This window comes from Ekhidna sp. (genome assembly GCF_039960695.1).
GTDB lineage: Bacteria > Bacteroidota > Bacteroidia > Cytophagales > Cyclobacteriaceae > Ekhidna.
The window spans coordinates 52,736-78,888 of sequence record NZ_JBDVKP010000004.1 but is presented as its reverse complement, the minus strand read 5'-3'; the positions used below and the strand labels follow the sequence as shown (position 1 = coordinate 78,888).

The window sequence follows — 26,153 nt, the reverse complement described above, 5'->3', positions numbered from 1 at the left end:
GATGATCATGTTTTAAGAATGAACTTTGAAAGTTCGTTTTTCAGGCCTGACGCAATCTCCGATAGATTAGTGGACTTGGTTTTATAGTTTTCCATTCCTGAAGCCAGCTCCACTGCTGAGCTCGCAACCTCCTCTGTTCCAGCTGCTGTTTGCTCAGCAATTACAACTACGCCTTCAATTATCACAACAACATCTTGAATTTTGGTCAGCTGATTTTCTGTCGCAGAAACTATCTCTTCAGACAATACCAAAGTGTGGTTTGATGACGCTGTAATCTCATTAAAGATTTCTAATGCAGCGCTTGAAACAGCAGTGCCTGATTGTACACGCTGACTCATTTCACTCATTGCCTTAGAAGTTTCTTGCGTATCTTTTTGAACGTCGAGTATCAATTGCTCAATTCTGGTAGCAGACTTTCTTGAATCCTCCGCCAACTTCCTTATTTCTTCCGCGACCACTGCAAAGCCTCGTCCAGCATCACCTGCTTGTGCAGCCTCGATGGCAGCATTTAATGCCAGCAAATTAGTTTGAGAAGCAATTTCTGTAATGACTGAAAGGACCTGATTGATTTCATTTGATCTCCCCTTAAGTACTTCAATTGACGCACTACTTTTAGTCGTGTATTCAAGAATGTCCGAAATATTGACTTTCAGTTCGTTTAACATTTCACCACCTTTTTGACTTTTATCCGAGCCTTGCTTAGCTGCTGAGTTGATGGCGCGTGCCTTTTGCTGCATACCGCTGGACGTGCTTAAAACTCCTTCAATTAGCTGAGAGACTTCATCAACTTTTTGCACCTGCGACTGAGCTCCGCTGCTCATCTGGCTTGTAGCTGAAGCGATCTCATCCGTACTTCTAGACATCTCTTCACCAGTCACAAGCATCTCAGATGCAGACCCTTCTACATTCGCTGTAATGGATACACTTTCTGAAAGTAGTGCATTCAACTGACTCTGTGCCTTATTCAGATTGTCTGTAAGCAATTGAATATCACCTTTGTTATTATTCTCCAACCTTTGAGAAAGGTCGCCTTCTGCCATAGCGTTTACTATCTTATTGACAGAGAAAATTGGTTGTGCCACGGATTGCAAAAGGTTATTGACAGACTCTGCCATTTCTTTCCATACTCCTCTTTTTTCGTCTGTTGATATCTGAGCGTTTAAATTTCCCTGTTCGTTCGCTTGATGTAATGCCTCGTTAGTTTCAGAAACTACTTGTCTAAGATTTTGTCTCATTCTTTCAAGCTGGCTACCCAATACGTTTTCTTCATCAAACAGGCCGAAATCTCCTTCAAGATTACCTCTACTAATTTCGATTGCGAATTTGGTGTAGGTAATGGAGCTATCTACTAGTTGATTAAGTGAAGTAGTCATGTCCCCTATTTCATCTTTTCTGACTCTGTCAATTTTTTCGACTTTTCTTCCTTTAGACATCAAAATAAGTCGATCTCTTACACCAACAATGGCATCCACTAACTGGTTGCTGAAATAGAAACCTATCCATAAGCCTAGCAACAATAGAATTAAGGATATTCCAATCACTTTATAAACTATGCCAGCTAGCTGATCAGAGAGTTCATCTTTCTTTGATTGAACCGCCTCATCTATAGAATCTGTATAAATGCCCGAGGAAATAACCCAACCTAATTCCTTAAAGAGTTTAGAATAGGAAAGCTTAGAATACTCTTTATCCTCATCCGGCTTGACCATATAATAATCCACAAAAGCAGTATCATGTGCCAGAGATTGCTCTACCCTTTCCTGATAAAGGTTTTTTCCCGGCTTGCCTTGCACTACGTTATATTTCTTATCACTCATTACTTTCCCTTGATTTTGAGGCTTTGCGGCATGCATCACCATTGTGGGATATGGCAGTCCGATATCTGTGATCCAGAAATATCCTTCAGTTCCATCAAAACGAATTTGAGAAAGTACTCTTAGTGCTTCTTGTAATGATTGATCACGATCATCACTGGTATTGTAAGCGTCTGTTACTATTCCATATGCCATATCAACGACATTTTCCAGTCTAAGTCTTGCTTTTCGAAACTCATCTTTTCGAAATGCTGCTATATCTTCTTCACTTTTTGCCTGAATGCTGAGTACGGTGACAGTGCTAATGATTGTTACTGTGATCAGTAACAATCCACCAATGAATATTGCGATCTTAAGCCTTAAGTTCATTTAGAGGTTAGGTTTTGATGTAGATGATAGTAAAGGGATTTAAATATACTTGAATGGGCCAATATGAACCATAAAAGTCGATCAATGAATTAAAACTGTAGACCCGACTAGTTTCTTTAAAGATTTCCGAATGAACTAAAAGAACATCTTATTTTTGCGGCATTAGGTTTAACCTAATATCACTGCGTCGCTTTACTAAATACTATTCTGGATTGAAAAATCAATTTATGATTCAAAAGACATTACTAACCATTGCCCTACTGGTACTTATTCAACACTTAGGACACGGACAATTCGAGCTTGGAGCAGAATTCAGACCAAGAGCAGAATTTAGAGATGGCTATCAGACACTGAGTGAACCAAATGAAAAGGGTGTCTTTCTGATTACTCAGCGTACCAGACTTAATGCTTCTTATACTGATAAAAATCAGATCGAATCTTTCCTTTCTTTTCAGGACATTCGAACGTGGGGACAATATGATCTTAACACAACAGCATCAACCGTAAGTCTTTATCAGGCTTGGTTTAAGTTCAATTTAATGGACAGACTGAGTTTAAAGATTGGAAGGCAAGAGTTTGAGTATGATGATCTGAAGATTCTGAGTAATAGTACCTGGCGATTGCAGGCTCGCTCACATGACGCTGCACTGCTACAGTGGCAAAGTGCGGATTCCAGCTTTCAAATTCACCTGGCAGGAGGTGTAAACCAAGAGCAAGAGGAACTATTCCAGACTGCTTATACAGTAAATAATTATTACAAAAACATGGGAATGGTCTGGATAAATAAGAAATTCTCTTCTACAGAACTATCATTTCTCTTTCTGGACCTGGGACAGCAGCTAGCAGATACATCTATTAACCACTTCAAAACCATCGGGTTATTTGGCATTCAAAAGTTTGGTGACATGAAGTTTACAGGTAGTTTTTACCTCCAAAGTGGAGACGATCAGAATAATCAAAAAATAGCTGCGAGTACAGTGGCCTTACAGTTGGAAGTACCTGTCAATCAGAAATTATCTATTACCGGTGGTTTTGATATTTTGTCTGGTACTAGCGCTGAAAACCTTCAAAATCCTACGTTTAATGAAACGAATACCTTCATTCCTCTTTATGCAAGAAGACACAGGTATTATGGTGTTCAGGATATGTTTTATGCTGCTGGATTTGTTGTGCCAGGTGGCCTTGCGGACTATTATTTAAAATTTGACTACAAAGTATCCAGTAAATGGAGCACCGCAGCACACATTCATTCGTTTGCCACGCGTGAAAGCATCTTTGATACAGAAACCAGTACAATAACAGATGATAAACATTTAGGCTACGAGATTGACACCTTCATCAATTATAATCCTTATAATAATCTGGCATTGAATCTTGGGTACACTCACTTCTTCGCTACGGAAAGTATGCGAATCCTTAAGCAAAGAGGTGATGAGGGTGAACTAGCCCATTTTGCGTATCTGCAACTCTCTTATACACCGACTTTCTTTAGTAAGTAGACAATATCGGAAAAAAGGCTGCTCATGTGAAGAAGCCTTTTAAAATCAAATTAATAGTTATTAGGCTATACTCGCCCCATTCTGCGCATCCTTTCCAGGACTCACTGCTACTAGCTTCCCGTCTGCATTCTCGGCAAACAAGAGCATCCCCTGAGATTCTACTCCCATAATCTTACGCGGAGCAAGATTTGCCATTACTGTTACTTTTTTTCCTACCATCTCTTCGGGGTTGAAGTGCTTTGCTACACCGCTCAAAATGGTACGTGTCTCCAATCCCATATCAACTGTAAACTTCAAAAGCTTATTTGATTTCTCTACTTTCTCTGCAGTCTTGATCTCACCCACACGCAAGTCCATCTTCATGAAATCATCAAAGACTATTTCATCCTTCAAAGCTGGCAAATCCGTTACATTATTTTCTTGTTCGTTCATTTTCTTAGTTTCCAAAAGTTTATTGACCTGGAATTCTATCTCTTTATCCTCTATTTTCTCAAACAGCAATGATGCTTCGTTAAGTTGATGATTGTCTGGTAGGTAATCCATTTCGCCCGCATCTGACCATGGTCTCTTCTGTGTGTTTAGTATCTTAATTAGCTTATTAGAAGTATGTGGAAGAAATGGTTCACACACTATCGCCAGGTTAGCGCTTATCTGAAGTGCAATATTTAAGATGGTCTCAACTCTACTTTGATCCTCTTTGATTAGCTTCCATGGTTCTGTTTCTGCCAGATACTTATTTCCAATACGAGCCAATTCCATCATCTGAGCCAGTGCTTCTCTAAATTTGAATCGATCAATAGATGTTTCAATTTTAGCCGGAGCTTCGCTTACTGCTTTAATCACCTCCTCATCTATGGGACGTAATTCATTTTTCGCTGGTACTTTGCCGTCAAAGTATTTATGCGTAAGTACAATTGCCCTATTCACGAAGTTTCCAAAGATGGCAACCAGTTCGCTGTTATTTCTTGTCTGAAAATCCTTCCAGGTGAAGTCATTGTCCTTTGTCTCAGGAGCATTTGCAGTTAGTGTATATCTCAGCACATCTTGTTTATCTGGAAACTCTTCCAGATACTCATGCAACCAAACTGCCCAATTTCTGGAGGTAGAAATTTTGTTGCTTTCCAGGTTTAAAAATTCATTTGCTGGGACATTGTCAGGTAGAACGTACGATCCTTCAGCCTTTAAAAGTGTTGGAAATATGATGCAGTGAAATACAATATTGTCCTTACCTATAAAGTGCAATAATCGGGTATCCTCAGACTTCCAATAATCCTCCCAATTTTTGCCAGTATCTTGTGCCCATTGTTTGGTTGCTGAGATATATCCAATCGGAGCATCAAACCAAACGTATAGCACTTTTCCTTCTCCACCTGCTACAGGCACAGGTATTCCCCATTTTAAGTCGCGAGTCATCGGCCGGGGACGCAAGCCATTATCTATCCAACTCTTGCATTGTCCGTATACATTGGGTTTCCATTCTTTATGTCCTTCCAGCAACCATTCGTTTAGCCATGGCTCATACTGATCAAGTGGCAAGTACCAATGTTTTGTTTCTTTCATCACCGGGACTTCTCCACTCAGCATGGATTTAGGGTCTTTCAGTTCAATAGGACTAAGTGTTGACCCACAATTTTCACATTGATCACCATAAGCTTCTGGGAAGCTACATGTAGGACATGTTCCTTTAATGTATCTATCAGCTAAAAATTGTTGTTCGCTCTCATCATAAAATTGCTCAGAAATTTCCACTGTAAACTTCCCATCAGCCTCCATTTGCTGGAAAAATTCAGATGCAGTTTCATGGTGAAGTTTGGATGAGGTGCGATGATAAATATCAAAGCTGATACCAAATTTCTCAAAGGAGTCTTTAATTTGATTATGGTAGAAATCCACCACCTCTTGTGGAGATTTACCTTCTTTTCGAGCACGTAACTCGATTGCAACTCCATGCTCATCTGAGCCACAAACAAATGCTATGTCTTCTCCTTTACTTCTCAAATATCGTGCATAAATATCTGCCGGTACGTATACACCTGCCAGGTGGCCAATATGAACTGGACCATTTGCATAAGGAAGAGCTGCGGTTATAGTATGTCTTTTGTATTGCTTTGTCATAAATTCGATAAGAGAGCGCAAATATAGGTTTTGTCTTTAGCTGATATAGTGCATTCCACGATCATTCTATCTAATTTTGCGCCCGAATACAGAATTGCATGCAAGAAATTAGAAATATTGCCATCATCGCACACGTTGACCATGGCAAAACTACACTCGTTGACAAGATCATTTACGCTACTCAGGAATTTCGAGAGAATCAGGAGAAAGGCGAATTGATTCTTGACAACAATGATTTGGAAAGAGAAAGAGGTATTACCATTCTTTCCAAAAACGTTTCCGCAGAATACAAAGGCGTGAAAATAAACATCATCGATACACCGGGTCACTCCGATTTTGGAGGTGAAGTTGAGCGTGTACTAAAAATGGCTGACGGAGTAATCCTTTTGTGTGATGCTTTTGAAGGTCCTATGCCACAAACTCGATTTGTATTAGGTAAAGCCTTGGGCCTGGGACTCAAACCCATAGTTGTAGTAAACAAAGTAGATAAAGAAAATTGTCGTCCAGATGAAGTACATGAGCAAGTGTTTGACTTGATGTTTTCGTTGGATGCTACTGAAGAGCAACTTGATTTTCATACCCTTTATGGATCAAGTAAGCAAGGGTGGATGAGTGAAGATTGGAAAGCGCCTACTGATAGCATCACTCCTTTATTAGACAAGATTATCGAAGTGATACCAGCTCCTGAATTCAAAGACGGAGTACCTGCAATGCGAATTACATCCCTTGATTACTCATCTTTTACTGGACGAATAGCGATCGGTCGAGTATGGCAAGGAACCCTAAAAGAAGGTGCTTCACTTGGCATCAGCAAGAAGGACGGCTCAATGAAAAGAGTAAAAATCAAAGAGTTACATGTATTCGAAGGTCTAGGTAAAAAGAAGGTTTCTGAAGTTAGGGCAGGTGATATCTGTGCAGTTACAGGCATTGAGGGGTTTGAAATTGGCGACACTTTGACTGATTTTGAAAATCCTGAAATTCTTGCTCGAATTGCAATTGATGAGCCTACCATGAGCATGCTCTTCACTATTAATGATTCTCCATTCTTTGGAAAAGAAGGCAAATTCGTGACATCACGTCACCTGCGTGACCGTTTGATGAAGGAATTGGAAAAAAACCTGGCTTTAAAGGTTCAGGAAACCGACAAAGAAGATAAGTTCCTTGTTTTTGGACGTGGTGTGCTTCACCTATCTGTTTTGATTGAAACGATGAGAAGAGAAGGATATGAGCTACAAGTTGGCCAGCCTCAGGTACTTTTCAAAGAAGATGAAAATGGTCAAAAGCTTGAACCAATCGAACACATGGTTATCGATGTGCCAGAAGAATATTCAGGAAAGGCGATTGAGCTGGTTACCCAACGAAAAGGTGAATTGAAGGTGATGGAGCCTAAAGGCAACATCCAACATCTCGAATTTGATATTCCTTCTCGTGGGTTGATTGGACTTAGAAACAATATGCTAACCGCAACTGCTGGGGAGGCGGTAATGACACACAGGTTAAAAGAATATCAACCGTACAAAGGTGATATCACAGGCAGAATAAATGGTTCATTGATCTCTATCGAGAATGGCCCGGGAACAGCTTATTCAATTGACAAATTGCAAGACAGAGGATCTTTCTTCGTTGATCCTGGTGTGGATTTATATGTAGGCCAAGTAATTGGTGAGCACTCAAGAGGAAATGACCTTGTTGTAAACATTCAAAAAGGAAAGAAGCTTACCAACATGCGTACTTCAGGAACTGACAACAATGCCAAGATCATTCCAGCTAAAAAGTTTAGCCTCGAAGAAGCTTTAGAATACATACAAAAAGATGAATACGTGGAAGTGACACCTAAGTCAATACGCATGCGAAAAATCTATTTGGATGAAAATCAACGAAAGCGAATGGCTAATGCCTAGAAGCTGACTTAATTTTGATATTGATGAAAAAGTAGCGGAATTGTCAATTCAAATCCCTGGCAAACCACTCATATAAATTAACCCCTATTAACAAACAATAGGGGTTTTTTTACGCTTAAACTTGCACAGTATTTGTGACAACAATTATTATGAAAAAAACATTAGTAATCCTCTCTATTGCATTTGCAACCATTGTTCAGGCTCAAGACAGTTATAGAATCAATATTGATCTTACCCAGGCCGTAAACGATAGACTTCCAGTAGAAATCACATTGCCGGCTATCGCTGAAGAAACTGTTGAATACCACATGCCTAAAGTGGTCCCCGGAACATATAGTATATCCGATTTTGGGCGTTTTGTTGATGATTTCAAGGCATTAGATGAAGAAGGGAATCAATTAGAAACAGAAAATATTTCAACCAATAGATGGACAATTAAAAATGCTACTAAGCTTAAGAAAATTACTTACTGGGTAGAAGATTCTTTTGATGATTTTAATGGATATGGAAGCAATCGTCTTTTTGAGCCAGGAGGTATGAGCATTGAAGCTGATAAAGGCGTGTTCGTAATGAATACATTCGGATTTGTCGGCTATGTGGACGGTTATAAATTCAAGCCCTTCAATCTCACAATTGTACATGACGAAGAAATCAAAGGTGCTACTTCTCTTAAATTGGAGTCATCCACAAGCACCGCCGATACATATACGGCAGAGAATTACAACTTTCTAGCCGATGCACCAATAATGTACAGCAAGCCTGATATTGCGACAAAAGAAATAGCTGGCGCCAATATTCTTGTATCCGTCTATTCTCCTAACAAGGTACTATCAGCTGCTGACGTGATGGATACCATTGATGAATTAATGGAAGCCCAAGCAAAATACCTTGGAGGAAAGCTTCCTGTTGATCGCTACGCATATCTAATCTATCTATTTGATAGCCAAACTATCTCAGGGTCATTTGGTGCTTTAGAACACTCCTACTCTTCTCTTTATACGTTACCAGAGATGGATCCAACCAGGATTAGCCAAACTGTAAAAGATATAGCCGCTCATGAGTTTTTTCACATCGTTACACCGCTAAATATTCATTCTGAAGAAATTCATGATTTCAATTATATAGAACCTAAAATGAGTCAGCACCTTTGGCTGTATGAGGGTGTGACCGAATATGCTTCTCAGCATGTACAGGTAAAATATGGTTTGTATGATTTAGAAGATTTTCTAGATGAGATGAGGAACAAGATGAATCAACAAGATCAATATAACGTTGATATTCCGTACACAGAATTTAGCAAGAACATACTTGAGCCTATCAATGAAAGAAGGTATGGTGATGTATACGCCGGCGGAGCATTGATTGCGTGGTGTTTAGATCTAACAATTATAAAATCAACTAATGGACAAAAAGACCTACAATCAGTCCTACGAGAACTTTCTAAACAATACGGTTCTCTTAAAGCTTTTAAAGATGAAGAGTTGTTTAATGAAATTGAAAAAATTACCTCTAGTGAGGTGGGGGCATTCCTAAGAAAGTATGTTGGAGGAAGTGAAAAACTGCCTTACACTGAAATCCTTGGATGGGCAGGATTTAGATACTCTCCGGAAAATGATGAAATGGTTATCACGGCCGGAAAATTCACTCCTGCGTTGAATGAAGATCAGGAAATATTTGTGGCATCAACAGACAATATGAATGATTTCGGCAAAGACCTGGGACTTCAAGTAGGCGATGTATTACTCTCATGGAATGGAAGTGAAGTATCAGTTGAAACTTTTTCTGATATTATTCAATCCTATTACAATGAGGCACAAGCTGGAGATAAAGTAACCGTGATCGTTAAGAGAGAAGTTAAAGGAAAAATCAAAGAAGTAAAGCTAAAAGCTAAAGCCAAACAGGTGAAATCATCTCAAAAGCATTTTTTGGAAGAGATGGAAAATCCATCCCCTGAACAGCAAAAAGTAAAGGCTTTTTGGCTGGGTTCCAGTAACTAATTTGAAATAAAAAGGTATAAATATAGAGACCTAACTCAAATGAAGAAGAATAATAAAATAGCGCTAATAGGCGGAGCTGCAGCAATCGCCTTATTAGTCTTCGTTTTTTCAGGTAGTTCATCAGACTCAACAGCCGAGGTTGTTGTGGAAGTTGAGCAAGGCGACTTTGTGGTAGACATTATGACTTCTGGTTCATTAGATGCCAAGAATTCAGTACCTATTAAGGGTCCAAGTGGCCTTAGAAATTATAGAATCTGGAACGTGACTATCCAACACATAATTGATGAAGGTACAGAGGTCAGAGAAGGGCAATATGTTGCTAGATTGGATCCTTCTGAGCTCACAGGAAAAATAAAAGACGCTCAACTAGAAGTAGATGAGACACAATCACAGTTCACACAAACAAGGTTAGATACTGCATTAACGATGCGTCAAGCACGTGATGAGTTAATCAATCTAGGTTATACAGTTCGAGAAAAACAGCTAACCTTAGATCAGTCTCAATTCGAACCACCAGCAACTATTCAAAAAGCCGAAATCGAGCTTGAAAAAGCGCAAAGGTCGCTTAAGCAAGCCACTGAAAACTATGAAATAAAGCGTCAACAGAATGTCGCGAAGATGCAGGAAGCCTCAGCAGAATTACGAGGCGATAAAAACGAACTTGAAGGCCTAATGGAGCTATCAAAAAGCTTCACAATCTTAGCACCACAAAGTGGAATGCTTATTTACGAAAGAAGTTGGGATGGGAAATCAGTTAAGGCCGGTTCGCAGGTAAGCGCTTGGGATCCTGTAGTAGCTACGCTGCCCGATTTGAGTAAAATGATGTCTAAAACGTATGTAAACGAAGTAGACATTAGAAAAGTAAAGGCTGGCCAAAGCGTTGAAATTGGATTTGATGCTTTCCCAGATAAAGAATTAAGAGGAAGAGTTACAAAGGTCGCCAACGTTGGGGAGCAACGTCCCAATTCAGACGCTAAAGTCTTTGAAGTAGAAATTGAAGTTTTCGGGACGGATCCGTTACTTAAACCAGGGATGACCACAAGTAATAAAATCATTACCAAAACAGTCGAAGATGCGCTTTTTGTACCACTCGAAAGCTTACATTCACAATACGACTCCATTACATATGTCTTTAAGAAGTCTGGCGCTTCTACCATCAAGCAAGAGGTGATTATTGGTGATGCAAACGCAGAAAATGTCCATATTATCGCAGGTCTGGAAATAGGTGATCGAGTAAACCTTTCGTCCGTATTGGGAATGGATAATGAAGAGGTGAACTTATTGCTGGAAATGAATGGCAAACGTAACAAGAAGGAAGAAGTGGTAGAAGACCCTGAACCTAATCAGTCACAAATGCCTCAAGGGCGAAGACGTAGAAATTAATGGATAAGGAAAGAGTCTTAGCCAATCTCTGGATTGCTATAGAAGCAGTCCTGGCCAATCGCATGCGATCAATTCTGACAGCTCTAGGAATCATCTTTGGCGTTGCTGCTGTAATAGCTATGCTAGCAATTGGGAATGGAGCACAGCAAGAAATACTCGAGCAAATTAAACTAGTTGGAGTCAACAACATCATCATCGAACCTATCGTTGAGCAGACTGAAGAAAACCTCGCAGAGGATGACACAGAGGCCAAAGAAAAAAAGAAATTCTCCTCTGGACTAACATTAGAAGACAAGGAATCTATTCTGAAAACAATCCCGGGAATAGAAACAATAAGCCCAGAAATCTTATTAGAAACCTACATCATCAAAAATGGCATTCGGAGGTCAGCAAAACTTGTTGGTGTAGAGCCCTCCTATTTTGAAATTTTCAATTTTACTTTATCAGAAGGCAAAATGTTTAATACAACCCAGCTTGAAAAAGGAGAAGCGGTTTGTATCATTGGAAAATCCATCAAAGCCAAATTTTTCCCCTCTGAAAACCCTGTTGGTAAAATGATAAAATGTGGTCCCAACTGGCTAAAAGTAATAGGAGTACTTGATGAAAGATACATCAGCGAAAGCAGCATAAGCAAGCTAGGCATACGAGACTACAACATGGATGTATATACACCTTTACAAACAGTATTGGTACGATATAAGAATAGAGCCATGCTCACTCAAGAAATGATTCAAGGAGCCAACAAGGGTTCTGCTGGAAACTTCATCATCATTGGTGGTGGCAGCGGGGGAAGTAGCTCTGATAACGCTACAAAACCAGTCGTAAACTATCATCAACTTGATAGGCTGGTTGTTCAGGTAGCTGAAACGGAAAAACTTAACCCTACAGCAGATGTCATAGTACGGATGCTGGAAAGAAAACACAATGAAGTTGTGGACTATGAAATAGAAATCCCGGAACTTCTACTTAAGCAGCAGCAGCGAACAAATGATATCTTCAGCTATGTTCTCGGAGCCATAGCAGGTATCTCATTGATCGTTGGTGGAATCGGAATCATGAATATCATGTTAGCATCTGTTCTTGAGCGGATCAAAGAGATTGGACTCAGGCTTTCAATAGGAGCCAAAAAAACTGACATTATCAATCAATTCATGTTTGAATCTATGATGATCAGCGTCAGTGGCGGATTTATAGGCATTCTTTTAGGTGTAATCATGGCTTTTGCTGTAAGCAGGTTTGCCGAGATTCCCACGGTTATTTCGTTTGGATCCATTTTAATTTCATTTGGTGTAGCTACAGCCATAGGCCTCATCTTTGGTATCGCGCCAGCAAAAAAAGCAGCATCTCAAGACCCAATTACCTCTCTTAGATATGAATAAATTATTTGCCGGAATATGCCTGATCGGGCTTTCATTAACAGCGAGCGCGCAGCAAGTCTATTCATTAGATAACATTATTGCATTGGCTCAAGGACAGTCTCCTCAAGCAAAACAGGCGGAGACTAGAAAAGAAAATCGATTCTGGCAGTATAGATTGTTTAAATCAAATTACAATCCACAACTAGCACTGAGTGGCAATTTACCTGCTTATAGCAATCAGTTCATACCCGTTACTCAAGAAGATGGCTCTACTCAATTCAGGCCCGTGGAGCAGACAAACTCTTCTTTAAACCTGGGCTTGTTTCAGCCTATCTCTCCTACCGGAGGTAGTGTTTCTGTAAATACACGAGCAAGCCAATTTCAGGATATTGTCAACGATGAAACACGCTACAGAAGCACAATTGTAGATTTAACCATCAATCAGCCAATATTTGCTTTTAATGAGCTTAAATGGGATAAAAAGACTGAGCCTATTCGCTACGAAGAGTCCCGTAGAAGCTATGTGGAAGAAATGGAGTTTGTATCAAGAAATGCAGTTCAACGATTTTTTGACTACTTGGATGCACAAGTAAATTATCAAATTGCACAATTTAATCTAGCAAATAATGACACCATCTATAACATTGAAAAAGGTAGATATAACATTGGTACTGCTTCTGAAGATAAGCTCCTACAGGTAGAACTTCAGCTGCTGAGATCACAACAAGATTTAGCTCAGGCTCAATTAGATCTTCAAACCTCACGCTTGGCACTTCGAACCTTTATCGGACTCAATGAGGGAGATAATTTTGATCTTTCATTGCCAGAAGATATTCCAATTTTTCCCGTTGATGAAGAAGTAGCTTTGCAGTACGCGAAAGATAATCGCTCAGATTTTATTGCATTTGAACGAAGAAGAATTGAAGCAGATGCAGAGGTAGCTGAGGCCAGAGGTCAGCGTTTTCAAATGAATCTTAATGCATCCTTTGGACTTAACAGTGCAGCTACAGCATTTGATGAATCCTATCAAAATGCACAAAGTCAGCAGTTTGCAAATATTACACTCAACATCCCTATCGTAAATTGGGGTCGCAATGAGGCTAGAATGAAAACAGCGTTGGCCAACAAACAGCTAACTGATTATGTAATCGCGCAGGAAGAACTAAATTTCGAGCAAGAGATTATCACCCAAGTTCGTCAGCTTGATGTATTACGCCAACAAATCGAAATTTCGAAGAAATCGGATGAAGTTGCTCAAAAAAGATATGAAGTTGCTCAAAACAGATATCTGATTGGTAAAATCGATATCACTAACCTTAATATAGCTTTGACTGAAAAGGATACAGCAAAAAGAAGCTATAATAATGCGCTTCGAAGCTACTGGATAGCATATTATGATTTAAGAAGACTAACACTTTATGATTTTGCAAATCGGAAATTGCTTTACACCATAAATGACTAAATCGTTTAATTGGACTTGATCATCAGAATGATTAACTTATATGTAGTTCCAATGCTACATTTATGAAGAAATCAATTGGATTCTTATCGATATTATTACTTTTCACAACATTCATTAATTGCAGTAGTGACGATGGCGCCTCGAGTCCGTTGGAGGCACTGGTAGGCACCTGGATATCTACATCAATCGTATTTTCAGATTGTTTGGACTCTGAAGAAAATGGAATACTTACTTGTGATCCTTTTTGTATTAGCGTCACTATCAACAGTGACGGCACCTATTCTTTGACAGAAGTTGATGATGCTGGTGGTCAGCAATCAGAAACAGGAACAGTAACTGCAACATCCACCACTATTCTTCTCTGTGAATCTACAGAACCCAACTGCACAGATCCTGACTCCTACACACTTACTAACTCAGTATTAATAGTAACTGAAGCTGAAGACGATATTAGTGGATGTCAATCAGTTATTACCTTCAACAAACAATAAGTTTAGGCTAAAGCTTGAGCTTTCGCATTCCCTTAAAGTATAACCACATCATTTTGAGCTTAGAGCTGCCCTTCTTACGGCCCATTTCCATTGCATCCCATAGTTCTTCTGGAATTGCCTCGAGCTGATTAAACTCCCCTGCCCCTTTCAACCACTCCCCTCCATCGATAGTAATCACCTCACCGTTTATATAAGCTGAATAGTCTGACACGAGATATGCAGCAAGGTTTGCAAGTTCCTGATGATCCCCTACCCGCTGAAGAGGTACTTTCTTAGCTGGATCATATTTCTTTTTTAAATCACCAGGCAACAACCTATCCCAAGCTCCTTCTGTTGGAAATGGTCCCGGAGCAATTGCATTGCTTCTAATTCCATATTTGGCCCACTCCACTGCAAGTGACCTTGTCATCGCCAGAACTCCACTTTTAGCACAAGCAGAGGGAACGACGTATCCTGAACCCGTCCAGGCATAGGTAGTTACTATGCTAAGTACATTTCCTTTTTGCTTATTTTCAATCCAGTCTTTGCCTAAGGCTAAGGTGAAATTGTAACTACCTTTCAAAACAATATCCACAACAGTATCGAATGCTCGATGTGAAAGCCTTTCTGTGGGACTGATGAAGTTACCAGCCGCATTATTTAGCAATACATCTACACTCCCAAACTTCTCTTTTGCTTCCTTTATAACTCGCTCCACTTGCTCGTAATCACGAACATCACAAGCCACACAATGCACAGGATATCCAGACTTATCTGATATTTCTTTTGCCGTTTCCTCTAAGACTTCAATTTTCCGGCTGGTTATCACAAGGTTGGCTCCAAGCTCGGAAAAATACGCACCCATTGATTTCCCTAGTCCAGTTCCGCCACCTGTTACAATTATTGTCTTGCCCTTTAGAGACTCAGGACTGAGCATGCCTTGTGTGTGATTCATAAAATTAATTTTGAAAAGGCAATATAGCCAAAGAGCGTAAAAAAAGAGGCCCCGGAATGGCGCCTCTACATTTGGCAGTGAATAGAGCGGTGAGTATCTGGGAACAAAGTACTCAACTTATCAAATGATAAACAATACCCACTTTTGGGTATTTTTCATTATTCACAATTTCCTAATGTTTCCACAACTTAAAGATCACAACAACCGAAAGAGTACAGATTGACAACAGTCCAAAGCCAACGAATAAATTTCCGTAGATCAAACTTCCAATACCAAAAAGAGCGGCGTATGTACCTATAGTTCCAACAAAGACACTCATTAGGCTTGCTAGTAGATCTGATTCACCCCTTGAATTAAATCTCTTCCAACCAATCCCTGGTTTAATTTGGTCTACAAACTCTTGCAATTTTTCCTCTGACTCGGGCTTTGTAAGCAAAGCTGTCACTATCCAAACAATAGTAGTTATGCCTGTCGCGATTAATAATTTAGCCGTGAATCCATCCATCAATTCAGTGGCAAGCTTTTCATTTGGAACCCATAGCACGAGAATGAATGCATTGATAGTTGCTACAATCATTCCCACAATTTCAGTAATTGCATTGATCCTCCACCAAAACCATCTGAACAGGAATATTGCTCCAGTTCCTGCACCAGAAAGCAAGAGGATATTAAATGCCTGTGAAGCATTCTCTAAAATAGTAAGGGCCAGAACTCCAGCTATGATCATTAGTACTACAGTGGATATTCTTCCCATCCTCACAAGTTCCTTTTCGGAAGCCTGAGGTTTAACGAATCGCTGGTAAAAGTCATTTACTACGTATGAGGAGCCCCAATTAAGGTGAGTGCTTATTGTAGACATATACGCAGCTATTAGCGAAGCTACTACTAGCCCGAGCCATCCTGGAGATAGCAATGTCAGCATTACAGGGTAAGCAATATCGTCACCAAGATATTGATCATTTATTTCCGGAAAAGCAGCTTTTATTGACTGCAAATCAGGAAACAAGATGAGTGAGGCTAATCCTACAAGGATCCAGGGCCACGGCCTTAATGCATAATGTGCAAAATTGAAAAAGAGAGTAGCTCCTACTGCATGTTTCTCATTCTTAGAAGCTAGCATACGCTGGGCAATATATCCACCACCTCCAGGCTCAGCACCCGGATACCAAACCGACCACCACTGTACAGCCAAGGGAATAATAAACATGGAGACCATTAATGAGGTGTTATTAAAGTCTGGGAGAATGTCCAGTTTTCCTTCAAGTGATTCATTAGAAATTAAGCCTGATAATCCGCCTACTTCTGGTTGTGAAACGGCTATATAGGCAGCATAAATGGCTCCGACAAGTGCTATTCCAAATTGGAAAAAATCGGTCCATATCACTCCTTTTATTCCTCCAAGAGCAGAATATGCTGCAACAACTACCGATGCAATTATCACAGTATATATAGGTTCTATTCCAAAAAGTATAGACGAGATTTTAATTGCCGCTAAGGTGACAGATCCCATAATCAGGCAATTAAAAAATACACCCAGGTATAGCGACCTAAATCCTCTAAGAAATGAAGCCGCCTTACCTCCATACCTTAGTTCATAAAACTCAAGATCAGTCAATACACCTGATCTTCTCCATAGTCTTGCATAGATAAAAACCGTTACCATTCCGGTAATTAAAAAAGACCACCACAACCAATTTTTTGCAATACCACCCTCGCGCACAAAGCCTGTCACTAAATTGGGCGTATCTGCCGAGAAAGTAGTCGCCACCATTGAAACTCCCAGCAACCACCATGGCATAGACTTTCCAGCAAGAAAGTACTCTAATGAACTTTTTCCAGCTGTTTTGCTAGCTGCCAAGCCAATGCCAAGAACGATCGTGAAAAAAATGGCTATTACAAGCCAATCTGAAAAAGTAAGAACCATTTTGATTGCTAATTTTATGAGCCTTGAAAATAAAGCAAAGGCATGTAACTATCTCAAATCAACACAGTAATTCACTAGACGTGCAACTTTAATGCACATAATACAGTCCTTAAACTATACTAACCTCATTCTCATGCTCAAAAATTTCTTCTTGATCTCATTCCGGAATCTGAAAAAGAATGGACTGTACTCCATTATCAATATTTCAGGTCTTTCAATAGGTATTGTTTGTAGTGTGCTTATTCTACTTTGGGTAGCTGATGAAGTATCCTATGATAAGTTTCTTCCCAAATACGATCGCCTTTATCAATTATATGTCAGTTCAGAATTTGATGATAGAGTAAATAATTGGCGATCTGTTCCCTTGCCAACATATGAAGAGATGAAGGTGATTGATAGCAATATCAAAAATTCAGTTGTTGCCGGATGGGGAAGTGATCGATTACTTACAGCAGGCGATATTAGAATCATCAAAAGGGGATACTATGTAAGCGAAGAATTTTTAGAGATGTTTGAATTTCCGCTGATTTCAGGCACACACAGTGAAGCATTAAAAGATCCAATGTCCATTGTATTATCTGAATCACTCGCAAAAATTCTCTTTGGCGATGAGGATCCAATTGGCAAACAAGTACGACTTTCAGATGAAGGTACACTACAGGTAACCGCTATCGTAAAAGATTTACCTGAGAATTCTTCCTTTGAGTTTGACTATCTGGCTACCTGGAAATATCGTGAATCAGTCAATGAGTGGGTAAAGGATAATAAAACGAATTGGGGGAATTACTCTTTTCAGGTATTTGTAGAGTTGAATGATCCGGTACGTGAAGTGGATGTAGAATTAAGCATCTATGATCTTGCCCAGGAAAAAGATGGTGAAGAGGGCATGAACAAGTACTTTTTTCTTCACCCTATGTCTGACTGGCGCTTGTACTCCAACTGGAATGAAAAAGGAGAGCAGGCAGGTGGTCGTAGTGACTATGTGCAATTATTCACGGCCATCGCTTTTATCATTTTGATTATCGCATGTATTAATTTCATGAACCTTGCCACAGCAAGGTCTGAAAAACGAGCCAAAGAAGTAGGCATCCGTAAAAGTTTAGGGTCCAGCAGAGCGCGCGTGATCTATCAGTTTATAAGCGAATCCATTTTTATCACCTTTATTGCTTTTTTTATAGCAGTTATTCTTACTGAATTGGCTCTGCCCGCCTACAACAATTTGGTTGAAAAACAACTCGCTATCAATTATGCTAATCCTATCTTTTGGCTTGCATCTATTGGTATCATCATCGTCCTTGGCATAATTGCCGGGAGCTACCCTGCCTTCTACCTCTCCTCTTTTCAACCCGTTCAAACGCTGAAAGGAACAGTTAAAGCGGGTAAAGGAGCCACCACACCACGTAAAATTCTTGTAGTGCTACAATTTTCATTTTCAATGGTATTGATAATTAGTACGATTGTCATTTTCCAGCAGATCAACTTGGCCAAAAACAGGGATTTGGGATATCAACAAGATCACTTGATTTCTGTGGAGCAGACCAATGATCTTTCAGAAAACTATGAGGTGATAAAACAAGAACTAATGGCATCAGGAATGGTTGAATCGGTGACCAGGTCCAATTCTCAAATAACCCAAATTAATTCAAATAATTTCCTTGAATGGCCTGGCAAGCCTGTTGATCGCAAGGTCATATTCACTACTATCACAACTACATATGATTATGCAAAAACGATGGGTATCGATGTGTTGATGGGACGAGATTTTTCTAAAGATTTTGCCAGCGACTCCAACGCCATAGTAATAAACAAGGCGGCACTTGATATCATGGGATTGGATGATCCAATAGGAACAAATCTTGAATTATGGGGTGACAAGCGAAAGCTGATAGGTGTGGTTGACAATGTTTTGATGGGATCTCCTTATGAGCCAGTTAAACCAATGTTTATGATTATTCAAAACTGGGGTGGATATATTTCCATTCGCCTTAAAAAAACCAACGACCTTCAGGCATCATTGCAAGGACTCGAACAAATTTTCAATAAGCACAATCCAGCATATCCGTTCGAATACAACTTTACCGATGTTGAGTTTCAAAGAAAGTTTACAACGATAAATCTTACTCGAAAGCTAGCGAGCCTATTTGCTACACTTGCGATGATTATAACTGGTTTGGGCTTATTTGGTTTAGCATCTTATACGGCTGAGCAGCGCATCAAAGAAATTGGAATTCGAAAAGTACTGGGTGCCACAGTAGCCAGCCTGATGAGGCTTATGTCTAAAGAATTTACTAAACTGGTGCTGATTTCATTTTTTATAGCCTCACCTTTTGCGTGGTACCTATTAGATAAATACCTTGAACGCTACACCATCAGAGTAGATATAATTTGGTGGATTTTTCCTTTAGTCGGATGCATTGTACTCCTTTTTGCTATCGTCATAGTCTCGGATCAAGCACGACGCGCAGCTAAAGTAAACCCCGTGAAATCATTGAGAAATGAATAGATCTAACTGTTTTAAAGGTGCCTCCATGGTTAGATTGATTGGCCACTCTGATTGAATTTTAAGAGGATAATTGCGATCTTTATATAGAAATGAATCGGAACTAAATTGTTCTGTTGCTTCTCTTTTTTGAATTGGTAAGCAGACAGAGTAATTTTGTTGTTGAAACAACTATTTTTAAATAAGCACCCATGGAAACGACTGCTACAGCACCGAAAGTTAAAGAAGCCCAGGATTTCATGCCAATCAATGGCACCGACTATTTGGAATTGTATGTGAGCAACGCCAAGCAAGCGGCACACTATTACCAATCAGCGTTTGGCTTTAAAGCGTTGGCTTATGCTGGTTTGGAAACAGGCGTCAAAGACCGGGAATCATATGTAGTAGTGCAAGATAAAATAAGACTTGTACTAACCTCACCTCTAAGAAGCGGTACCGAAATCGGTAAGCATATCGATAAGCATGGAGATGGAGTGAAAGTGACCGCTCTTTGGGTAGATGATGCCACCAATGCGTACAACGAGGCAATATCGCGTGGCGCTAAATCCTTTATGGAACCTAATACTCTAGAAGATAAGAATGGGAAGGTCGTAAGATCAGGCATCCATACATATGGCGAAGTGGTTCATATTTTCATTGAACGCAATGACTATAATGGAATTTTCTTGCCTGGATATAAGAAATGGGATACTGAATACAACCCTGAACCCGTTGGTCTTAAATATGTAGATCATATGGTAGGCAATGTTGAGCTTGGTCAAATGAACCAATGGGTAAAATTCTACGAAGAAGTGATGGGCTTTACACAAATCATGTCATTTGATGACAAGGATATATCTACAGAGTATACTGCGCTCATGAGTAAAGTCATGAGCAATGGCAATGGACGTATCAAGTTTCCAATCAATGAGCCCGCCCCAGGTTTAAAAAAATCTCAGGTTGACGAGTATCTGGAATTTTACGAAGGTGCTGGAGTGCAACACATTGCTGTGGCAACTAACAACATAATACAGACAGTAACAGACTTGAAAAATCGAGGTGTTGAATTCTTGCAAGTACCAGATACGTATTATGATGTACTTTCAGAACGCGTTGGAGAAATTGATGAAGATATTGACTCATTGAGACCACTCGGGATTTTGGTCGATAGAGATGAAGAAGGCTATCTCCTTCAAATTTTTACCAAAACAGTTCAAGCCAGACCGACCATGTTTTTCGAAATCATACAGCGTAAAGGGGCTACCTCTTTCGGGAAAGGTAACTTTAAGGCTTTGTTTGAAGCTTTGGAAAGGGAGCAAGAATTAAGAGGTACATTATAATTATCAACTACTAATTACACTGGAAAGGGACTCGAGAGAGTTCCTTTTTTGCGAAAAGCCATTAGTAGATCATTCGCTCTTTTCACTGTAGTTAGAGAAAACTTTGTCCAGTGTAACAATAAGAGTTTCATACTCCTCCTCTGTCAGATTAATCCAGCCAATTTTTCGTGATTCTTCTACGAAAGGCCGCGCTTTATTTATCATAGTCAAACCTTCTTTTGTGATCGAGACATGATACTTCCGTCCATCTTCCTTATCGGGAATACGCTCTACGAATTGTTTTTTTGCTAATAAGTCTACAATTCTGGAAACGGTTGGTTTATCTCTAAAACTCATACTGGCCAGTTCAGTCTGATACATATCTTGTTCTTCAAGTTTGGCTAAAATCACCCACTGTTCTGGGGTAATGTCTATACCAGCCTTTTTAAACCTATTAATGAGGTCTTGCCGAACTACCTTGTATGTGCGGTCAATGAAAGAACCAAGCTCCTTATACTGCGACATGATAGCTAATATATCAATTCCGCCTACCTCTATACCAACCTATTAAATAAAATTTGTGATTCAATGTGGATCGTGCGCACTAAATGGCAAATATCTAAGTTATTTTTGATGCTGATCAACTTATCGATTTGAAGAAACTTTTGATTTCAATAGCTCTACTCCTTCTCGCTGGAGCAGGTTACTTTACTTACGAAAAATGGGTAAAGCATTCTGACCTCACCATATGGAGTTTTATTCCGGCTGATGCTGCTGTAGTAGTAGATGCAAAGCTGGTGCAAGACTTGAAATCTTTTCAAGGATATTCAATTTCAACATTTTTGAAAGAGTCTTCCGGTTTGAAAAATTTCAGAAATGGAATCTCATTTTTAGATTCAATCAATGGAGAAGGTGGATTCACAGCTATTTTTCAGAATGCCCCCGCTGTTGCTTCCGCTCATAAAGTGTCTAGCTCTGAAGTAGACTTTCTTTTCGTAATTGAGCTTCAAAACATATCCCAAAATACGTTTGCAAACGCAGCAATAGGTCGTCTTCAAGAGCGTGGATACCGCTTTAAAACACGTAATTATAACGACTTTAAAATCAGTGAAATATCTAACCAAGGCAAAACACTCACCTTCATTTTTTACAAAAATTTCTTCCTTGCAAGCTTTACTCCCTACTTAGTAGAAGATGCTGTGAGAGCTATTAGTGACGAGGAAATGCTGTCTTTTCAAGAAAATTTCACTCAGCTAAGCAAGCTGGGAACTAACGGACTTGCTTCTGTCTATGTAAACTATGAGAAGTTTGGTGAGCTCATCGGAGCATTTACCAGTAATGGTACGGACTTTTCAATCCTTGCAGGTAATTATGATCTTATGTTGGATTCATCATTTATCCAACTTTCTGGCTTTTCCTACACAAAAGATGGATGGTTATCTACTCATAAAAACCAACCTGCCCCATTCGAAATGGCAGAGGTAGTGCCAGAGAATACAGCTTATTTTTATCACATCACTTCCATGGATTTTTCCAATTGGAAAGAGGCTCAAATCAATTACTTAAGATCCTCAGACACTAAAATAAAAGTATATCAAGACTCACTTAAGGCATTATTCGATTTCAATGCAGATCAGGTATTTGATCTAATTGACAATGAAATTGGGATTGCTAATTTAGAATCGCCACGTTCACGAGATCAACAAAAACTATTAATTCTTGAAGTAAAAGATAGAGATGAATCTTTAAGCTTCTTCAGTCAACTCACCGAGCGTGTAGCTCTTGCCAGGAATGATTCTGTGTACCGTGAATCATACAGTGAAAATGAAATTCGGTTTCTTCCGATTGGCGAGTTTCCTTCTACCATTTTAGGATCACTTGCAGAAGGTTTTGAACAGTGTTTCTATATCGGATATCGCAACTATCTCATCTTTTCCAATGATCTGCAGGAATTGAAAAATCTGATCTTTTCTATTCAAAATGAAGATACCTGGGGGAAATCAATCAGTATGAATAACTTTCTTGAGCGCGCGAATAATTCTGCTAATGTTAGCCTGTTTGTTAACATTCCAAGAGCATGGAGCACCTTCCAAAATCAGCTGAAACCTGATTGGAGCGATCATTTCAAGGAAAATGCTACCCTATACAAAACAATGGATATGGCAGCTTTTCAATACAGCTACATTGACGGGCGTTATTTCACCAATTACACCTTTAACCAACCCATAAAGCAAAAGAAGAGTATACCAAAAACTCGTGCAGAGAATGGCCTGCGATTCATTAGTAAACTCAATTCAAAGGCATATCTACTAAAAACACATGCTCATAAAAATTATGACATCCTGGTTCAGGACAGTACCAACACTATTTATTATATGGATCCAGATCAAAACACTCTCTGGTCCCAGAATGTTGAAGAACCAATACAGGGCGGCATCTATCCGATAGACTATTATAAAAATGGAAAAATCCAATACGTATTTGCAACCTCTAAAAATATCTACATGGTGGATCGAACAGGTGCATATATTCCAGGCTATCCAAAATCGTTTCCTAAAACACCAACCATTCAACATTTAAATTTGATTGATTATGACCTTAGCCGAAATTATCGAATGGCTGTTACTGATATAGATGGAGGTGTCTATCTGACGGACAAGGATCTGAATGTTTTGGACGGTTGGAATCCAAAGAACCTAAACAGAAGAGCGCTATTGCCTCTTGAACATGCTCGATTGGGAAGGTCAGATGTAATGATTTCAATTCAAGAAAATGGAGTTATTAATTTAATGAATCGAAGAGGCCAATTCATCAAGGGATTTCCATTTGATACACGTCAGACACTAGACAAAAACTATCACTTGCGAAAGTCCAACTCGCTGAGTAATTCTTCCCTGACTGTTATTTCAAAAGGAGGTGAATTAACAGAAATAAACCTGGAAGGTGATGTAATTAAGCGCCATCAATTAATTAAAACCAGTGCGGATGCAACCTTTCAGCTAGTTCCTGACACGGGAGGTGATTCATTCATAATCATCAGAAAAGAAGGCAATACTTATGAGGTTCTCGATGATACAGGCAACTTGCTGTTTAAAAAAGACTACCTATCACAAGAAACTATTTTGATACAGTATTATCAATTCGGAGCAGGTAAAGACTTGGTAATCTTTACAGATACATCAAATAAAAGCTTGTATATCTATGATAAATCAGGTAATCTGGTCACAGGTAACCCACTCAATTCAGAACATGAAATAAGTCTCATCTATTCGAGCGCAAAAAGAGAATTCCAGGTCTTCACTACCTGGGATGCCAACCTGGAACTCTACAATTTCGCGTATTAATTACTCTGTAAATAGCCATTAATCCACTGATCGCTGGACCACTTTTTTTGAGACATTGTTTGAAGAACATGCGGTAAAGATTTTTCTCTTTGCATTATTTGGTATCAAACTTCTACCGTCTTCCATTTACCACGTTTGAAAAGTACTATTGCTATTACCGCGTACAAACTATGACAAAACGCGATACAGAAAAAGACACCGTTAGGACCCCAATCATATACTATTGCCAATAAATATGTCAGCGGAATTTGTATTACCCAGAAGACTACAATGTTAATCCAGAGTGGTGTCAAAGTATCTCCTGCTCCATTAAAAGCCTGCCCTATGACCATACCATATGCAAAGAATATATATCCAAAACATATGATTCGAAGTGCATTAATTGCTGTTTCCAAGACCACTCCTGATTGATTGAAAATCGCCAAGACCTGGTTAGAGAAGATGGAGAAAACAATCGCTACCGCAATTAGAAAAATCGTATTCCATTTAGCTGTTCGCCAAACCGAAGTTTCTGCACGATCGGGGCTTTTGGCACCTAAATTCTGACCCACTAATGTTGCTGCCGCATTGGCCATGCCCCAGGATGGCAATAGTGTAAAAACAATAACCCTAAAAGCTAGTTGATAGCCTGCAACAGATTCTGTTCCAAACTCTGCTACAATGCGGACCAGAAACAACCAGCTTAAAGTTTCTACCAAAAACTGACCAATTCCTGCTGACCCAATCTTAATAATCTCAACAACTGTCTTTATTCTTATGACAAAATTCTTAATCGTCAATTTGATAAGAGAGCTTCCGTTGAAGATATGTACCAATTGGTACACAACACCAATGGATCTGCCTGTTGTAGTTGCTACAGCAGCTCCCTCAACACCCATGGCAGGTATTGGGCCCAACCCAAAAATAAAGATCGGGTCAAGTAGCATATTCAAGCCATTAGCCAATAAAAGTGATCTCATGGCAATTGATGCATTGCCCGCACCTCGAAAGATTCCATTAATAAGAAAAATCAATATGATGCTCAGGTTCCCGGCATACATAATCTTTGTATAACCTACACCCTCTGCTATTAAGTCAGATTCTCCGCCCATTAGCGCAAGAATGTCCTCAGCAAAAACGAATCCGAAAATTCCGAAGAGTATACCGATAACTATTGAGATAACTATGGCTTGAAAACCAGCATCAGCTGCACGTACAAACTTTTTCTCACCCACTCTTCGAGCAACAATGGCCGTAGCGGCCATACTTAGACCTACTGCTAATGAATAAATAATCATTAGCGGTGTTTCTGTAAGAGCTACAGTAGCGATCGCATTAACACTTATTCTCGATACGAATATCATATCGACCACAGCGAATAACGATTCACCTACCATTTCTGCAATCATTGGTATTGAGAGTAGTACAATCGCTCGATTAATACTACCGGTTGTGAATTCTGTTTCCTCTCCTCTTAAGGCGGAAACAACGAGTTTATAAACTCTTGATATAGAGAATGATTCTTTAGTCATTTCTAATAGAAATTAAATGTGATGGCTGGTGCTATATGGATAAAGCACAGCCTTGAAATTGTGAACTAAAACAAATGGATAGTTTGAGATACCCAGCCTAGGGGTTACCCTCTGATGCGAGAGGGCGTGGTATTTACAATCTCAGCGAATAGAATCATAAGGCCACAATAGTAGCACATTTTTTCAATTAAAAAGTTCTAATATTTTAATTTTTAATACAATAAAACTGAATTTCTTTATTTCCTTCAAAATT

Annotated in this window: 16 protein-coding genes; 10 read left to right on the top strand and 6 right to left on the bottom strand. The window is 39.4% G+C overall.

Going from position 1 to position 26,153, the window contains the following annotated elements; translation table 11 throughout:
• Positions 1-5: 5 nt before the first annotated feature.
• A complete protein-coding gene (locus ABJG98_RS01130; RefSeq protein WP_348277612.1) occupies positions 6-2,183 on the bottom strand; it encodes a methyl-accepting chemotaxis protein in 2,178 nt (725 codons plus the stop codon).
• A gap of 227 nt (positions 2,184-2,410) precedes the next feature.
• Here ABJG98_RS01130 and ABJG98_RS01125 point away from each other — a divergent pair, with 227 nt between their 5' ends.
• Positions 2,411-3,682: an alginate export family protein gene (locus ABJG98_RS01125; RefSeq protein WP_348277611.1), complete on the top strand. Its 1,272-nt coding sequence runs from the start codon at positions 2,411-2,413 to the stop codon at positions 3,680-3,682.
• A gap of 60 nt (positions 3,683-3,742) precedes the next feature.
• On the opposite strand, the gene metG is transcribed toward ABJG98_RS01125, so the two are convergent.
• Positions 3,743-5,797 carry a methionine--tRNA ligase gene (metG, locus tag ABJG98_RS01120; RefSeq protein WP_348277610.1) on the bottom strand — a complete coding sequence of 685 codons (2,055 nt, stop codon included), beginning with the start codon at positions 5,795-5,797 and terminating at the stop codon, positions 3,743-3,745.
• A 98-nt stretch (positions 5,798-5,895) separates the two neighbouring features.
• Between metG and typA the strand changes: the two genes are divergently transcribed.
• From typA to ABJG98_RS01090, 6 genes are all read left to right on the top strand, one after another.
• Positions 5,896-7,698: a translational GTPase TypA gene (typA, locus tag ABJG98_RS01115; RefSeq protein ID WP_348277609.1), complete on the top strand. Its 1,803-nt coding sequence runs from the start codon at positions 5,896-5,898 to the stop codon at positions 7,696-7,698.
• Between the two features lie 149 nt (positions 7,699-7,847).
• Positions 7,848-9,695: a peptidase M61 gene (locus ABJG98_RS01110; protein WP_348277608.1), complete on the top strand. Its 1,848-nt coding sequence runs from the start codon at positions 7,848-7,850 to the stop codon at positions 9,693-9,695.
• A gap of 39 nt (positions 9,696-9,734) precedes the next feature.
• Positions 9,735-11,078 carry an efflux RND transporter periplasmic adaptor subunit gene (locus tag ABJG98_RS01105; protein ID WP_348277607.1) on the top strand — a complete coding sequence of 448 codons (1,344 nt, stop codon included), beginning with the start codon at positions 9,735-9,737 and terminating at the stop codon, positions 11,076-11,078.
• Complete coding sequence (locus ABJG98_RS01100) at positions 11,078-12,457, top strand: ABC transporter permease (protein WP_348277606.1); 1,380 nt, start codon at positions 11,078-11,080, stop codon at positions 12,455-12,457. The genes ABJG98_RS01105 and ABJG98_RS01100 overlap by 1 nt, the downstream gene beginning before the upstream one ends.
• A complete protein-coding gene (locus tag ABJG98_RS01095) occupies positions 12,450-13,898 on the top strand; it encodes a TolC family protein (protein WP_348277605.1) in 1,449 nt (482 codons plus the stop codon). The genes ABJG98_RS01100 and ABJG98_RS01095 overlap by 8 nt, the downstream gene beginning before the upstream one ends.
• 62 nt (positions 13,899-13,960) lie before the next feature.
• Complete coding sequence (locus tag ABJG98_RS01090) at positions 13,961-14,389, top strand: hypothetical protein (RefSeq protein ID WP_348277604.1); 429 nt, start codon at positions 13,961-13,963, stop codon at positions 14,387-14,389.
• A gap of 7 nt (positions 14,390-14,396) precedes the next feature.
• Here the strand turns inward: ABJG98_RS01090 and ABJG98_RS01085 are convergent, their stop codons facing one another.
• Positions 14,397-15,323 (bottom strand): SDR family oxidoreductase, encoded by a 927-nt coding sequence (locus ABJG98_RS01085; RefSeq protein WP_348277603.1) that lies wholly within the window; start codon positions 15,321-15,323, stop codon positions 14,397-14,399.
• A gap of 172 nt (positions 15,324-15,495) precedes the next feature.
• Positions 15,496-17,247 (bottom strand): sodium:solute symporter family protein, encoded by a 1,752-nt coding sequence (locus ABJG98_RS01080; protein WP_348277602.1) that lies wholly within the window; start codon positions 17,245-17,247, stop codon positions 15,496-15,498.
• A gap of 91 nt (positions 17,248-17,338) precedes the next feature.
• On the opposite strand from ABJG98_RS01080, the gene ABJG98_RS01075 reads away from it, so the two are divergent.
• Together ABJG98_RS01075 and hppD are read left to right on the top strand one after the other, a co-directional pair.
• Positions 17,339-19,750 carry an ABC transporter permease gene (locus tag ABJG98_RS01075; RefSeq protein WP_348277601.1) on the top strand — a complete coding sequence of 804 codons (2,412 nt, stop codon included), beginning with the start codon at positions 17,339-17,341 and terminating at the stop codon, positions 19,748-19,750.
• Positions 19,751-19,938: 188 nt separating this feature from the next.
• Entirely contained in the window at positions 19,939-21,066 is a 1,128-nt protein-coding gene (hppD, locus tag ABJG98_RS01070) for a 4-hydroxyphenylpyruvate dioxygenase (protein ID WP_348277600.1), read from the top strand.
• A gap of 69 nt (positions 21,067-21,135) precedes the next feature.
• Here the strand turns inward: hppD and ABJG98_RS01065 are convergent, their stop codons facing one another.
• Positions 21,136-21,570 carry a MarR family transcriptional regulator gene (locus ABJG98_RS01065; RefSeq protein WP_348277599.1) on the bottom strand — a complete coding sequence of 145 codons (435 nt, stop codon included), beginning with the start codon at positions 21,568-21,570 and terminating at the stop codon, positions 21,136-21,138.
• A 128-nt stretch (positions 21,571-21,698) separates the two neighbouring features.
• On the opposite strand from ABJG98_RS01065, the gene ABJG98_RS01060 reads away from it, so the two are divergent.
• A complete protein-coding gene (locus ABJG98_RS01060; protein ID WP_348277598.1) occupies positions 21,699-24,389 on the top strand; it encodes a DUF3352 domain-containing protein in 2,691 nt (896 codons plus the stop codon).
• Between the two features lie 104 nt (positions 24,390-24,493).
• Here the strand turns inward: ABJG98_RS01060 and ABJG98_RS01055 are convergent, their stop codons facing one another.
• Positions 24,494-25,900, bottom strand: a complete 1,407-nt coding sequence (locus ABJG98_RS01055) for an MATE family efflux transporter (protein WP_348277597.1) — start codon at positions 25,898-25,900, stop codon at positions 24,494-24,496.
• Positions 25,901-26,153: the final 253 nt, after the last annotated feature.

What these genes read in the sequence shown, in the direction of transcription:
- ABJG98_RS01130 (WP_348277612.1), bottom strand. Translation starts at nt 2,183, where the DNA reads ATGAACTTAAGGCTTAAGATCGCAATATTCATTGGTGGATTGTTACTG.
- ABJG98_RS01125 (WP_348277611.1), top strand. Translation starts at nt 2,411, where the DNA reads ATGATTCAAAAGACATTACTAACCATTGCCCTACTGGTACTTATTCAA.
- metG (WP_348277610.1), bottom strand. Translation starts at nt 5,797, where the DNA reads ATGACAAAGCAATACAAAAGACATACTATAACCGCAGCTCTTCCTTAT.
- typA (WP_348277609.1), top strand. Translation starts at nt 5,896, where the DNA reads ATGCAAGAAATTAGAAATATTGCCATCATCGCACACGTTGACCATGGC.
- ABJG98_RS01110 (WP_348277608.1), top strand. Translation starts at nt 7,848, where the DNA reads ATGAAAAAAACATTAGTAATCCTCTCTATTGCATTTGCAACCATTGTT.
- ABJG98_RS01105 (WP_348277607.1), top strand. Translation starts at nt 9,735, where the DNA reads ATGAAGAAGAATAATAAAATAGCGCTAATAGGCGGAGCTGCAGCAATC.
- ABJG98_RS01100 (WP_348277606.1), top strand. Translation starts at nt 11,078, where the DNA reads ATGGATAAGGAAAGAGTCTTAGCCAATCTCTGGATTGCTATAGAAGCA.
- ABJG98_RS01095 (WP_348277605.1), top strand. Translation starts at nt 12,450, where the DNA reads ATGAATAAATTATTTGCCGGAATATGCCTGATCGGGCTTTCATTAACA.
- ABJG98_RS01090 (WP_348277604.1), top strand. Translation starts at nt 13,961, where the DNA reads ATGAAGAAATCAATTGGATTCTTATCGATATTATTACTTTTCACAACA.
- ABJG98_RS01085 (WP_348277603.1), bottom strand. Translation starts at nt 15,323, where the DNA reads ATGAATCACACACAAGGCATGCTCAGTCCTGAGTCTCTAAAGGGCAAG.
- ABJG98_RS01080 (WP_348277602.1), bottom strand. Translation starts at nt 17,247, where the DNA reads ATGGTTCTTACTTTTTCAGATTGGCTTGTAATAGCCATTTTTTTCACG.
- ABJG98_RS01075 (WP_348277601.1), top strand. Translation starts at nt 17,339, where the DNA reads ATGCACATAATACAGTCCTTAAACTATACTAACCTCATTCTCATGCTC.
- hppD (WP_348277600.1), top strand. Translation starts at nt 19,939, where the DNA reads ATGGAAACGACTGCTACAGCACCGAAAGTTAAAGAAGCCCAGGATTTC.
- ABJG98_RS01065 (WP_348277599.1), bottom strand. Translation starts at nt 21,570, where the DNA reads ATGTCGCAGTATAAGGAGCTTGGTTCTTTCATTGACCGCACATACAAG.
- ABJG98_RS01055 (WP_348277597.1), bottom strand. Translation starts at nt 25,900, where the DNA reads ATGACTAAAGAATCATTCTCTATATCAAGAGTTTATAAACTCGTTGTT.